Genomic DNA, 12,845 nt, shown 5'->3' on the forward strand with positions numbered 1-12,845 from the left:
ACTCAACGCATTTTGGATATGGGTCGCCCAAGCATCATGACATCCTTACCCCAGAATGAGCCTGAAGCGGGCGCCCTTGGCCTGTCGAACAATGCTGACCTCCCCTTTGTGAACCATCGCGATCTGACGGACGATACTCAGACCAAGGCCCGCCCCTGTGGGTTTTGGCCTTGTCCGGTAGAAGGGCTCGAACACCCTGTCTCGCTCATGGTCGGGAATACCCGGTCCCTCGTCGGCGATTTCGATCGCCCCGTCGTGCCCGACCTCGACAAGGATTTTTCCTGAGCCGCCGCCGTGCTCGACTGCATTCATCACGAGGTTGGTGATGGCCCGTTCGAGCGAATCGCGGTCACCGTGCACTACGAAGACCTTTACCGCGGCTTTGATTTCGAGCTCGTATCCCGCATCGATCGCCAGCGGCGCACAGTCCGCCACGACCGTCTCGCAAAGCGAGACGAGATCGACGTCCGCCCAGGAAAAGACGCCGGCGAAGCGCTGCATGTCGAGAAGCTGTTCAGCGGTTGCGGCAAGCCGACCGACGTCGAGAAGCAGTCTCGCCTTGTCCGTCCCGGCCGCAATCCCCTCCAGCCGCGTCTGCAGGATGGCGATCGGAGTTCTCAGCTCATGGGCGGCATTGGCAAAAAAGCGCTGACGCTGATTGACCTCGTCGTCAATGCGCGCCAGCGCTGAATTGAACGCTGTGATCAAAGGATGAAGTTCCTCGACAACGTCGTCCTTGGGCAGCCGAGCGCCGAGACTGTGAGCATCGATCGACGCAGCACGGCGGATCGTCGTCTTCAGTCCGGAGAGTGCCTTGCCGACCAGGAACGGCAGCGCCAGGAACACCAGGCCGATCGGAATGAGCGTGAACGGAATGTAGAGGATGCTCATGCCTAGCAGCACGTTGAATCGTAAGGAACCGGGCGTGGCCTTTCCGCCGTAGACCACTTTTAGCGTGCCGGCACTTGTGTCGAGCTCGGCGAAACTTGCTGTAATCCGCGAGCCTTCGCTGCCACGGACATCGAAGTGCTGGAACGAGTTCAGTATTCCGATCACTCCATCAAATTCAAGGGGAACATCGCCGTAGCGCGCCAGCCGGCCGTCTGTATGGACCGCCGCGAACCAGAACGTCGGAAAATCCTTTTTTGTTTTGAGCAGGTCTTCCGTTTCGACGACAACCAGCCGATCATTCTCCTGTCGCATGGCATTCGCGATGATCGGCCTCATCTTCCGGTCAGCGTCATTCGTCGGGGGAACAAGAAGTAAAACCACGACAAGGAAGCCGAGGTTCAACGCTATCAGCAGTGCGCCAAGAACCAGCGAGAAGCGCCAGACAATCTGGCCCTTCAGGGATTTTCGGCTGAGCATATTCATGTTCCCATGGCCTTGAAGAGATAACCAAGACCGCGAATGCTGTGAATTTCCACGCTTGCGCCGCTATCGGCCAGCTTCTTGCGAAGACGCGAAACGTGACTGTCCAGCGCATTGGACTGAATCTCGTCGTCATACCCATAGACGGCGTCTTCCAGCGCACTGCGCAGAACGGTTCGACCTGCCCGTCGCATGAACATCTCGAGAACCAGCATTTCACGACGGGACAAGGCGATAATCGTGTCGCCGATCCTTGCCTCCTTATGATCGAGATCGAGGCAGACATTTCCTTCCTCGATGGTCCGGCTCTCGTAACTGTCCGAACGCCGGACGATTGCCCGCAGCCTTGCCACCAGTTCGTCGGCCAGGAACGGCTTTCCAAGATAGTCATCCGCGCCGTCATTAAGGCCGAGAATGCGGTCGGTTGCCGCATTGCGTGCCGTCAGGACAATCACCGGCGTGGTGTTTCCCACGTCCCGCATCTCGCGCAGGAACGCCAGACCGTCGCCGTCGGGCAGGTGCCGATCAAGGATGATGGCATTGTGAACCTTTGACCGGATGGCCTCACGGGCATCCTCGATGGTCTGGATATGATCAACGACGTAGTGGTGCTGAACCAGGATGACCGACAGCGCCCGTGCCATCTCGATTTCATCTTCAACAAGCAGCAGTCTCATGGATCCTCCTGTTGGGTATGAGCAAGATCATCAAGGCTTTATAACAACCCGACCAAGAGGGTTGGCCGTCTCCGCGAAGGCATGCGCTGCCGCGGCCTCGGCAAGCGGGAACACGCGTTCGACCACCACCTGGATACGCCTTGCAGCCGCAGCCTCAAGCATCTGGTCAATTGTCGCGCGAACTGCCGGCCGCTCTAGAAGCGGTCCAATGAACACGCCAAGGAGCGATTTATTGGCCTGCATGGCCCATAGATCGACCGAAAGATCGCCGTCGCCGGCATTCCCGGAAAATACGAGGCGTCCCTCGGGAGCAAGCGCTGCCAGCGAAGCCTGCAAGGTAGTTCCGACCGGGTCGATGACGATATCCGCACCGGCGTCGCCCGTGACGCGCAGGACCGCGCCGACAACCTCCTCTGCTCGGCGATCGATAAGATGGTGGGCGCCGAGTTCCAGCAAGCGGTCTCTTCTTTCGATGCCGCTGGCAACGGCGATCACGGTCGCGCCCGTCTGGGACGCCAGCTGGACTGCGGCGAGACCAACACCGCCCGCCGCCGTTTGGATCAGCACGGTTCACCCTTGGCGAGTGCGGCTCTTGCAAACAGACAATGGTGTACCGTGCCGAACGAGATCGGAAGCGATGCCGCTTCCGGCATGCCCAGGTCGTTCGGGACTAACCACGTCCGCGAGGCAGGCACCGCTCTCATGCTGGCATGCGATCCCTGCATGTCGAAGCTGGTCACCCGGTCGCCGACAACGCGGCCGCGGACATTGGCACCGACGGCTGCGACTGTTCCCGCAGCGGCGTATCCAACCACGAAGGACGGGTGCGGCGGTGGTGATGCACGCTGGTTGATGAGGTCGCCGCCTTCGATCGAGACCGCCTCCACCGAGATCAGGACGTCGTCCGGTCCGTGTACGGGATCCGGCAGGTCGACATATCGGAAGACACCAGGTGCACCCGGCTCGTCGTAGATCGCTGCTTTCATCGGATGGTCCTTTGTTTGAATGAGCGGTCGCGCGAGGAACCGTGCGGCCTTAAGTCTCCCTTACTGAAGAGACGACGTGCCTGTGAGAACCTTCTTTTACCCGGTAGACCCTTGGCCGAGCCAGCCTATTATGCGACGTGACAAGCCGTCGAGATAGGTAAGCACGACGGGCACGAAGACGAGGGTGAGCAGGGTCGACGAAATGAACCCGCCAATCACCGCGTGCGCCATCGGAGCCCGCTGCTCGCCGCCTTCACCGACCCCCAGCGCCATCGGCAGCATGCCGAAGATCATCGCAAGCGTTGTCATGACGATCGGCCTCAGCCGGACCGCGCCAGCATCGGCAAGGCTTTGGCGCAGATCCTTGCCCTCGCGCACGCCCAGATTGGAATAATCGACCAGCAGGATCGCATTCTTCGTCACCAGCCCCATCAGCATGATGAGCCCGATCATCGAGAACATGTTGAGCGTCGATCCTGTCAGCAGCAGTCCCACCAAAACGCCAACCAGCGATAACGGCAGTGTCATCATGATGGCGATCGGCTGGATGAACGAGCCGAATTGCGATGCCAGGATGATATATATGAAGATAACAGCCAGAATAAGCGACTGCATGGCATAACCTAGGCTCTCCGCCAGGTTCTCGGCATCGCCGCCAAACGAGATGCGGTAGCCCGCCGGAATATTCAGTTCGGCAATGGCAGCAGTGAGGTCCGCCGTCACATCTCCCAGCGGCCTGCCCTCGATATTGCTGGATATACGAACGTCCCGGGAGAGATCCTTGCGGGTGATCGCATCGGGCGCAGTGCTTTCGACGACATCGGCAACCTGGTCCAGTAGAACCGTGATCGGCTTGCCGTTTTCGTCGGTGCGACCGGTGGCGATGGTGAGGTTGCGAAGCTGAGCTGCATCGCGCCGGCCAGACGCGGGCAGGCGCACGACGATATCGTAGGACTCGCCATCCGGCGCATTCCAGACGGAGATCGCGTCCCCCGCAACCAGCGGTCGGAGTGTGTCGCCAATGGTCGCGATTGAAACGCCGAGATCGCTTGCGGCCTCGCGGCGGACCCTTACCGCCAGCGACGGCCGGGTATTTTCGATCGACGATTCGACTTCCGCCGCACCCGCAATGGAACTCAGCGCGCCGGTGATCTGGTCGGAAATCCGCCGCAGTTCCTGGTCTCCATCACCCAGGATCGAAAGCTGCAGCGGCTTCGTGGAGCCGCCGACGCCCGTTGACTGGCCAACGGAGATCTGAAGGCCGGCTATGCTGGCGAGCCGCGCGCGAATGGGCTCGATGCTCGCAGTGGTGGTCAGATTTCGCTGGTGGTTCGGCACGAGTTGCACGGCAACCACGGCCTGGTTGAAGCCGCGGGCAGCGCCGGAGTTGATCGTCGAATAGGTCGTCGCGACGTCGTCAAATTCGCGCAAGGCCCGCTCGACCTGGGTCACCTTCGCGGCCATGTAGTCGAGCGATGCGCCTTCGCTGGCTTCCAGCGAAACGCTGATCTCGCCCTGATCGGCGGCCGGCAGGAACTCCGCTCCAATTCGTGGCACGAGCATGAGGCTGGCGACAAACATGCCCACGACCACAGCGATGGTTGTCTTTCGATGGTCGAAGGTCCAGTGAATGAGGGATCGATATCGGTGTGCGAGCCCCTCAAACCATCGATCGAAGCGTTCGACCAGCCGGCCGAAGAAACCGCGCTTCGCGTCCTTTTGCGAATCCGGATCGTACCAGACGCTCGACAGCATCGGATCGAGCGTGAAGGACACGAAGAGCGAGATCATCACGGCAACGGCGACGGTGACGCCGAACTGCAGAAAGAAGCGGCCGATCAAGCCGCCCATGAAGGCGACGGGCAGGAACACGGCAACGATGCAGAGCGTCGTCGCCAGAACGGCAAGGCCGATCTCGTTGGTCCCGTCGAGCGCCGCCCTTACGTGATCTTTGCCCATTTTGAGATGCCGCGTGATGTTTTCGCGAACGACGATCGCGTCATCGATGAGGATGCCGATCGACAGCGACAGTGCCATCAGCGTCATGGTGTTGAGCGTAAAGCCCAAGGCATGGATCACCGCGAACGTACCGATGACGGAGATCGGCAGCGTCAGCCCGGTGATGACCGTCGAACGCCAGGAATTCAGGAAGACAAACACGATCAGTACCGTCAGCACGCCGCCTTCGATCAGGGTTCGCTGCACTTCGGATACCTGTGCGGCGATCGTGCGTGAATTGTCGCGGGTTATCGTCAGCTCGACGTTTTCTTTCGTCAGTTCGGTATTCAGCGCCGAGATTTCCTGGCGGAGCGCGGCTGCCACCTGGACGGTATTGGCGCCCTGAACCTTGACGATATCCAGCCCGAGCGACGGTGCCCCTTGATAGGTCGCCCGGCTGGTCACCTCGGCGCCGGTGTCGAGAATGGTTGCCACGTCGGAAAGGTAAACGGGATAGCCGCCACTCTGAGTGACGATGATGCTGTTGAAACCGGCCGCGTCCGCTATGCGGCCCTCAACCGTCACGATCCGCTGGTTGATGCCGGAGATCAGCGTTCCGGCAGCCCTGTCCTGGTTTTCCCGCCGGATCGCATCCATGACCGATACCACGCTGACGCCGTAAGCCTCGAGACGGTCCGGATCGACGACGATGAGAACCTGCCTTTCGCTTCCGCCGACCAGCGAAATTTGGCCGACACCGGAGATGACGTTGAGGCGGTTGGTGATGACGCGGTTGGCAAGCGTCGTGATCTCCGACAGCGTCCTTATCGGAGAGGATGCAGCGACCGACAGGATTGGCTGATCATCTGGATTGAAGCGCGTGACTTGCGGCGTATCCACGCCATCCGGGAATGCGGCCTCCAGCCGCGTCACCCGATCGCGCACTTCCTGTGCTGCGACCTGTGAATCGACGTCGAGATCGAACTGAACAACGACGATCGATCGCCCCTCGTAGGATTCAGAGGTAATCGTGTCGATGCCGCCGATCGTGTTCAGCGATGATTCGATCGGTCTCGAAACCTCGCTCTCGACGGACGCCGGAGATGCACCGGTATAGGTGGCCGTCACCACCACGATCGGCAGGTCGGTCTCCGGGAACTGGTCGACGCCGAGCCGGCTGTAGGAAAACAGCCCGAGGACCAAGATCGTGACCATCATCATGGTGGCGAAGACCGGATGAGCGACGCTGATGCGGGTGAGGAACATCCGTTATGTCCCTTCGACCGTGACAGACGCGCCGGCCACAAGATCCGGCAAGGGCGCCGTCACGACGACGTCGCCTTCCGCGACACCCGATACCTGCACGAGATTGCGATCGGCCCAGCTGATGCCGAGCCCGACCGGCTGTCTCTGCAAGGCACCATTGGCGACTTTGAGAACGAAAGTCCCCTCTGCGTCATGGCGGATGGAGGCCACTGGCAGCGCTATGACGCTTTTCTGATCATCCACCTTGAGGATGCCGGTGGTGAACATCCCGCCCCGCAGCAGTCTTTCGTCGTTGGTGATGGCGATGAACACGCGCACGGCGCGCGAGCCAGCAACCGCTGTCGGTGAAATGCGCATGACCTTACCGACAAAGCTGCGGCCCGGAAATCCTTCGACGCTCAGCTCGACAGGCTGCTCGAGCCGGACGAGCGGGATGCGGCTGGTGGGAACACCGGCATCAACCTCCATGCGGCTGAGGTCAACGATCGTCATGAGTTCGGTATTGAGCGGCACTGTCTGGCCCTGCTCGACCGGGCGAGCGGAGACGGTGCCATCAAATTCGGCCCGCAACTCGGCGTAGGCGAGCGAGCGTTCTGCATCGGCAAGCTCGGCCTGTTTCGAGCGTAGCTGGGCGCGCAGATTGAGAACATTGGCTTGCGCTTCCAGTCGCGTCGCTTCGGAGGCAGCGCCTCGCTCGCCCAGCGTCGTATTGCGCTCCAGAACCGCCAAGGCCAGTTCCGTCTGGGCTTCGAGCGCTTCGACCTCCGCGGTCCGCGCAGTCACGGCAGATGATAGCGCGTCCGTATCGAACCGGACCAGAACATTCCCGGCCTTGACGACGTCGCCGACCTGCACGGGCAGTTCGAGAATGGTCGCAGAGATGCGAGATGTGAGCGTCGAGCGGCGGATCGGTGTTAGCGACCCGGCAATGCGCACTTCGTTGGCGATGTCCTGGCGGACAGCCGTGCTGACGTCAGCGCGCGACAGCTCGATCGGCAGGGTCCCTGCAGCCTGCTGTGCCGAGACCGTCGTTGCAAAGCCAATTGTAACAGCAATGGCGGCGAAGCGGAAAATCCACCGCTGATAATTCGTCATGGTGGCGGTCCTTGTGTGAGACTGGCTGCAGGCTCGGCTCCGTCGGGTGTCACGCGGCGGGATTGCCGGGCGTCCGCTCAAGAGCGGCAAGCGAACGCCCGATCCACTGCGGCGGTGGTCAGGCACCGCGACTGGAGAGCTGCACTTGGCCGCCTAGAGATTGCAGGAACATTACGAGGATTACACGTCGTTCTGATTGCGGCCTGCCGGAACTGCAATCGAGGCCACCTCAGATGGAACGGAGGATCTAGGGATCGGCACTGGTGTTCGATGGCCAGCCAGTCCGTCGCCGGCATCCTGCTGCCGCGGCAACGCCGGGCTGCGGATGTGTCTTTCGGCCAAACCGTTTACGCACTCACGGTTTTGCGATTGCAGCCTGCAGCGCTTCCGACATGATCTCGAGGCCCTGATCAATCTCTGCGTCAGAAACCGTCAGAGGCGGCGCGATGCGAAACACGCCACCCATGCCGGGGAGCTTGACGATATTCATGCTGAGGCCCCGGTGCATGGCCTGTTCCATGACCTGGGCTCCGAGCTCGAAGCCGGGAGCCTTCGTGTGGCGGTCTGCTACCACCTCGAGCCCAAGCAGAAGACCGCGCCCTCGAACGTCTCCGACGCAGTCGAACTTTTGCTTCAAGGAAACGAGGCCCTTGCGCAGCCGGTCGCCACGCACGACGGCCGGCTCGATCAGCATCGGGTCGCTTCAGGTTGGCCGCACCCAGTCGGCGCTCAGCATGCAGATGCAGCGCCTTGAGGATGCGATCGGCCACGCCCTGTTGCACCGCAGCGGGTCCGGCGTGCGGCTGACCGCAGCCGGTGAGAAGCTGCTGGTGCATGCGGAAACGATCCTGGCCCAGCACGATGAAATCCTCGCGGACATGGGCGGAACGGCACTGAAGGGCTCGGTGAGCCTCGGCTGTCCGGAAGACTATTCGATCGCGTTCCTGCCCGAGCTGCTCAGGGATTTTTGTGCGCTGCATCCCGAGGTGGAGTTGCGAATGGTGTGTGCACCGACCACCGAACTGCGTCCCTTGCTGCATCGCCGGCAGATCGACATGGGACTTGTGTCGATCCCGGAGCTTGATAGCCAAGAGATCATTCGAGAGGAAAGCTTTGTATGGGTGGCGGACGCACCAGTGCCCGACGTCCTTGCCCACACCATTCTTCCGCTGGCGCTATCAGCCCCCACAAGCCTCGACTACAGGGCGGCATGCGATGCCATGCAGGCGACCAACCGCCGCTACAGGGTCGCCTTCGCCAGCAACAGTCTCGCCGGCCTCATTGCGATCGCGCGGTCCGGGCAAGCCATCAGCGTTCTTACGCGAACCGCCGTGCCGCCCGACCTTCACATCGTCACGTCCGGGCTTCCAGCCCTTCCCACTATCGGCATCGCCGTGGAGTTCGCCGAGACCCAGCCGCCCTCGATTTCACGAGCGCTGGAGGACTACATTCGCAGTGCGCTGCCCCTTTTGTGAGGTTTTGCCGCGGAACGTCGGCGATTTCTAGAGGGCTGCCATGCAGCCCTCCTTCGTGTTTGAAACGTGCCGTCGTCAGAGCCAGGGCAAAAACATTGTCGAAGGCATGCCGCTCTGCCGCGACCTCTCGAGCCACGCCTCGGCGCACTGCTTACCGGCGGCACTCACGCCGATCCGGATCGCGCCTGCAGCGGTCCCTGCGCGCGCGATCCGTCATGCCCTGAGCGTTGCGGGCAACCTCTTGCGTCAATCGCATCTGCTCCAGCGACGACGTTTGGGCGTCGTCACGTCGCGCCTGTTGTTGAAGCATGCAGTCCGTGTATGCGCGAGACCCATAGGGGGCGCCAAAATTCCCGCACGTGCCAGAGTCCCGATACTGTTGTTCTTCGGATGACACGCAAGCGGTTAAAGCGAGACCGAACAAGCTTATGGAAAAGATGGTAGTCGCAGATCGACGATGTTCGGCAAAGGAACGTTGCAGCATAGTGTTCATCTCCTATTGGGATTGCTCTAACGGTCTATGAGGGACGCGCAGCGGCGTCGCTCGCGGCGACCGGGACGAACGCCAGAAAACAGGAGAAGATTGCAGCAACATTGTCTGCGAGGAAAAGGCCTAAGAGACAGCCGGGTTGATGGTCGATTTGCGGATCTGACGAACAGTCATCCGTTGAGCCCAGTTGAGCTCTTGGTATCGCCCGCTCTCAATTCTGCCTGCTTAGCTTCTCAGCGTCGCGACAAGATTGTTGTAGCAATGGAACGACTTCACCTTGCCATCCGTGAGCTGCCACACGTCGCAGCACGGCGTGTCGAACGTTTTGCCCGTGGCGCGCAGCACACCATCCGGAAGGGGTAGATCACCCTGATGGGTACCCTGCAGTTTCAGTTCGACGACGACCACATCGTCAGCAGTAGAATAGAACTTGAGAAGCTCACGATGCATGTCGGGGTAAGCTGATATCAGACCCAAGACTGGTTCACGGATCTCTTGGCCGGTCCACTTCTGCCCGGAAGATACGTCAAGAAAGTATCCATCGTCCGCGAAAAGCGACACGAATGTGTCTGCGTTCAGACTGTCGCCCTCGGCAACGCGGTACAGTTCTCTGATGATCGCCTCGTTCGTCTGAGGCTTTGGCGCCTGCGCGTGAACCTGCCTTGCAAGAGGCATTGCTGCGATCGTTGCGAGCCCTGTCAAGATCGAGCGGCGATGGACGAGAGTCATGGTTTTCATCCTTGTTGGAGTGGGATCTGACCTCGCATCTAGAATTGCCACAATATCTCGTCAAGTACTTACCCATTGGTAAGTGGTTGAAATCAAATGCCTAAAATTACAGTCTCGGCGCTGGAACGACCGCGCTTGTGTCGTGCATCGAGATGGCGACGAGGTGGCCCGTTACGTTTCTCAAAATTTGGCGGGCGACACGGCGAAACGCTGCTTCATGTCCCGCAGGGCCGACGCGGCCTTGCCAGGCAGCGTAACCATGCAAGGCATCCCGAGGCGGTTGCGTCTGATTTATCGAACGGCGTCCAGTCCGCGAACGAACTGGCCGACGAGATCACCGGCGGGCAGGTCCTGGATCAACGGCGCCCCCTGCCCAGCCCATTGCGCTGCAAACTCGTTGTTGCCCCTTGCCTTTGCGGCGGCATGCAGGGCCTTGCCTGCATCGTAGGCGACCGGGTAGCTCGGAGCCGCTGGCCCATCTGCACTCATGATCATGAACCGGTTGGCGAGGCCCCGCGCCGGCCTCCCGGAAATGGCAGTGGTCAATCGCGTGTCATACACCCGGTCACTCTTTAGGGAGCGCGGTAAGACGCATCAGCTGCACTTTCCGGGCAAAGGATAAAGGCTGTCCCCATCTGCACAGCCGCTGCACCGAGCGCCAGAGCGGCCTTGATCACGTCTGTATCCATAATCCCGCCCGCCGCAATAACCGGTATGCGAACGTGACGCACGAGCAGACTTACCAGAACAGACATGCTCAGTTCCGGGTCAAGCTGTGAAGGGTCAAATCGCCCTCTATGTCCTCCCGCCTCGATGCCTTGCGCGACGATCGCGCTTATTCCTGCTCGCTCGATCTGGCGGGCTTCATCAACATTCGTGGCCGTCGCCATTGTGAACACGCCTGCATCGTGCAGAGCCTGAATGCGATCCTGCGACGGCAAGCCAAAATGGAAGCTCACCACCGCAGGCCGCATGTCGAGCAGCATGCGCAAGGCGTCGTCGTCGTCGATAAAGCTGCGGTAGATCTCGTAAAGTCCGGTCGGCGCGACCGCTCCGAACTCTTGAAAGAGCGGGGTCAGGAAGGTTAGCCACTCCGCCTCGATTGCAGCATCACGTTGGGGCGGGGCGTGGCAGAACACATTGACGTTGAAGGGTGCCGCTGTCAGGACGCGAGTGTCGCAGATCAGACGTTCAGCTGCCGATCGTGAGCTTGCGCCGATCCCGATCGACCCAAGTGCGCCGGTGTTGGAGACGGCAGCCGCCAGGGCCGGAGTCGATACACCTGCCATGGGTGCTTGAATGATTGGATGAGTGAAAAGATCGCGCAGCTTCATGAAGCTAGAATAAGCGGCTCCGTCTAGAATTCAAGATTTGCGCATCGCAACAACCACAGTGCCGGCGTTGGCGCGTCAGCTTGCTTTGGGCAGACGGATGCCCCAGATAGATCGGTCATGCCAGCGATCTATCTGGGGCGCGGTCGCCATCGTTCTTGGGTCACGGCACCGCACTGGCTCGTGACCAAAGCCCTTGTGCCGCTTCCGGCTGGCTTCCGCAAAGCCTATCCGGAGGTCAAGCTGCAGCTGCTGCTCGATCACGATGTCATGAACATCGTCCACGGGGACATCGACGTGGCCCGTCGCAAGCGGAAATTATTTCTGCCAAACAGTCATTTTCCGCTCAGATTCCGACCAGTGAGAGAGTGATACCCTTTGCTTTCTCATCGTCGCCAGCTACGGGCATCGCGATCTGGTCAACGGAGCCGGCGGGCTGCGGTGTCACCATTTAGGTTCACGATGCATGGCTTCGGTCTTGATAACATAGGAACCGATCTCTCAGCCCGTCACGTGACTAAGGGAAGGCGCGAGCCGCCTGCGACTTTGCGGCGCCCTGATCTGCACGTCGTGAGCTGTTTCACCGTCGAAGCCGCAGGGTATCGATCAGTGCTGTCAAAGCCGGCGTCTTCTGGCGCCTCGTCGGATAATAGAGGTGATAGCCCGGCAGAGGTGGGCACCACGCGTCAAGGCAGCGGATGAGTCGACCACTGGTGAGGTGGTCGGCCACCTGTTCCTCGAAGATGTAGGCGAGGCCAAGCCCACGGGTAACTGCAGCCTCCAAGGCGTCGCCGTCATTTACGGTCAGTGCGCCATCGACCTTGACCTCAAGGGGGCGACCGTTTTCCGAGAATTGCCAGCGAAAAATGTTGCCCGCGCTGGCCATACGGAAATTGATGCAATCGTGCAGGTGAAGATCGCGCGGACTGTCGGGCTTTGGATGCCGTTCGAAATATGACGGTGTAGCCACCACTGCGGCGCGGGCATCTGGGCCGATGGGCACCGCGATCATGTCCTTTTCGACTTGATGGCCAAAGCGGATGCCTGCGTCGAAGCCACCCGCCACAATATCGGTGAAGGCATCATTGACGGAGATTTCCAACTTGACGCCAGGATAGGCTTTGCGGAAGTCGGGTAGAGCTGGCAGAACCAGCGCCATGGCCGGATATCTGATCGATGTTATCCGGATAGTCCCCGAGGGAGTATCGCTTAAGGCCGCAAGCGCCTGCACCTGCTCATCGATGGACGCGAAGGCCGGCCGAAGAGTTTCGAGTAGCCTTTGTCCGGCCTCAGTGGTGCGAACGCTGCGTGTCGTGCGGGCCAACAACCGGATGCCAAGTCGTCGTTCAAGATTGCTCACAGTTTGGCTCAGCGTCGCCTGCGACAGGCCAAGCTGGGCCGCTCCGCGCGTAAAACTACGTTCCTCGGCAACGGCGACAAAAGCTGCCAGGTCGCTCAGATCTTCACGCTTCATTCATAGACCCAAC

Annotated in this window: 12 protein-coding genes and 1 pseudogene; 2 read left to right on the top strand and 11 right to left on the bottom strand. The window is 60.5% G+C overall.

Annotation, left to right across the window (positions count from 1 at the left end; translation table 11 throughout):
* Positions 1 to 45: 45 nt before the first annotated feature.
* The 7 genes and pseudogenes from AC0JZ8_RS02550 to AC0JZ8_RS02580 form a co-directional block, all read right to left on the bottom strand.
* Positions 46 to 1,374: a sensor histidine kinase gene (locus tag AC0JZ8_RS02550; RefSeq protein WP_471891631.1), complete on the bottom strand. Its 1,329-nt coding sequence runs from the start codon at positions 1,372 to 1,374 to the stop codon at positions 46 to 48.
* Entirely contained in the window at positions 1,371 to 2,048 is a 678-nt protein-coding gene (locus tag AC0JZ8_RS02555; protein WP_471891632.1) for a response regulator transcription factor, read from the bottom strand. Before AC0JZ8_RS02555 ends, AC0JZ8_RS02550 begins: the two co-directional genes overlap by 4 nt.
* A 30-nt stretch (positions 2,049 to 2,078) precedes the next feature.
* Complete coding sequence (locus AC0JZ8_RS02560; protein WP_471891633.1) at positions 2,079 to 2,615, bottom strand: quinone oxidoreductase family protein; 537 nt, start codon at positions 2,613 to 2,615, stop codon at positions 2,079 to 2,081.
* Complete coding sequence (locus AC0JZ8_RS02565; protein ID WP_471891634.1) at positions 2,609 to 3,034, bottom strand: alcohol dehydrogenase catalytic domain-containing protein; 426 nt, start codon at positions 3,032 to 3,034, stop codon at positions 2,609 to 2,611. Before AC0JZ8_RS02565 ends, AC0JZ8_RS02560 begins: the two co-directional genes overlap by 7 nt.
* A 96-nt stretch (positions 3,035 to 3,130) precedes the next feature.
* A complete protein-coding gene (locus tag AC0JZ8_RS02570) occupies positions 3,131 to 6,238 on the bottom strand; it encodes an efflux RND transporter permease subunit (protein ID WP_471891635.1) in 3,108 nt (1,035 codons plus the stop codon).
* A gap of 3 nt (positions 6,239 to 6,241) precedes the next feature.
* The gene (locus tag AC0JZ8_RS02575; RefSeq protein ID WP_471891636.1) at positions 6,242 to 7,333 is read right to left on the bottom strand and encodes an efflux RND transporter periplasmic adaptor subunit; all 1,092 of its coding nucleotides are present in this window, start codon (positions 7,331 to 7,333) and stop codon (positions 6,242 to 6,244) included.
* A 355-nt stretch (positions 7,334 to 7,688) separates the two neighbouring features.
* A pseudogene (locus AC0JZ8_RS02580) lies at positions 7,689 to 8,024 on the bottom strand (aminotransferase class III-fold pyridoxal phosphate-dependent enzyme); the annotation flags it as partial.
* Between AC0JZ8_RS02580 and AC0JZ8_RS02585 the strand changes: the two are divergent.
* Positions 7,984 to 8,808 carry a LysR substrate-binding domain-containing protein gene (locus tag AC0JZ8_RS02585; RefSeq protein WP_471891637.1) on the top strand — a complete coding sequence of 275 codons (825 nt, stop codon included), beginning with the start codon at positions 7,984 to 7,986 and terminating at the stop codon, positions 8,806 to 8,808. The pseudogene AC0JZ8_RS02580 and the gene AC0JZ8_RS02585 overlap by 41 nt on opposite strands.
* Before the next feature lie 715 nt (positions 8,809 to 9,523).
* On the opposite strand, the gene AC0JZ8_RS02590 is transcribed toward AC0JZ8_RS02585, so the two are convergent.
* The 3 genes from AC0JZ8_RS02590 to AC0JZ8_RS02600 all read right to left on the bottom strand — a co-directional run bounded on the left by AC0JZ8_RS02590 (position 9,524) and on the right by AC0JZ8_RS02600 (position 11,361).
* Complete coding sequence (locus AC0JZ8_RS02590; protein WP_471891638.1) at positions 9,524 to 10,027, bottom strand: nuclear transport factor 2 family protein; 504 nt, start codon at positions 10,025 to 10,027, stop codon at positions 9,524 to 9,526.
* A gap of 291 nt (positions 10,028 to 10,318) precedes the next feature.
* Positions 10,319 to 10,573: a nitronate monooxygenase gene (locus tag AC0JZ8_RS02595; RefSeq protein WP_471891639.1), complete on the bottom strand. Its 255-nt coding sequence runs from the start codon at positions 10,571 to 10,573 to the stop codon at positions 10,319 to 10,321.
* Positions 10,574 to 10,599: 26 nt separating this feature from the next.
* A complete protein-coding gene (locus AC0JZ8_RS02600) occupies positions 10,600 to 11,361 on the bottom strand; it encodes an NAD(P)H-dependent flavin oxidoreductase (RefSeq protein ID WP_471891640.1) in 762 nt (253 codons plus the stop codon).
* A 117-nt stretch (positions 11,362 to 11,478) separates the two neighbouring features.
* Between AC0JZ8_RS02600 and AC0JZ8_RS02605 the strand changes: the two genes are divergently transcribed.
* Positions 11,479 to 11,730 carry a hypothetical protein gene (locus AC0JZ8_RS02605; RefSeq protein WP_471891641.1) on the top strand — a complete coding sequence of 84 codons (252 nt, stop codon included), beginning with the start codon at positions 11,479 to 11,481 and terminating at the stop codon, positions 11,728 to 11,730.
* A 208-nt stretch (positions 11,731 to 11,938) separates the two neighbouring features.
* Here AC0JZ8_RS02605 and AC0JZ8_RS02610 read toward each other — a convergent pair whose 3' ends face one another.
* Positions 11,939 to 12,832 carry a LysR family transcriptional regulator gene (locus AC0JZ8_RS02610; protein ID WP_471891642.1) on the bottom strand — a complete coding sequence of 298 codons (894 nt, stop codon included), beginning with the start codon at positions 12,830 to 12,832 and terminating at the stop codon, positions 11,939 to 11,941.
* Positions 12,833 to 12,845 lie beyond the last annotated feature (13 nt).

This window comes from Velazquezella soli, from assembly GCF_977018685.1.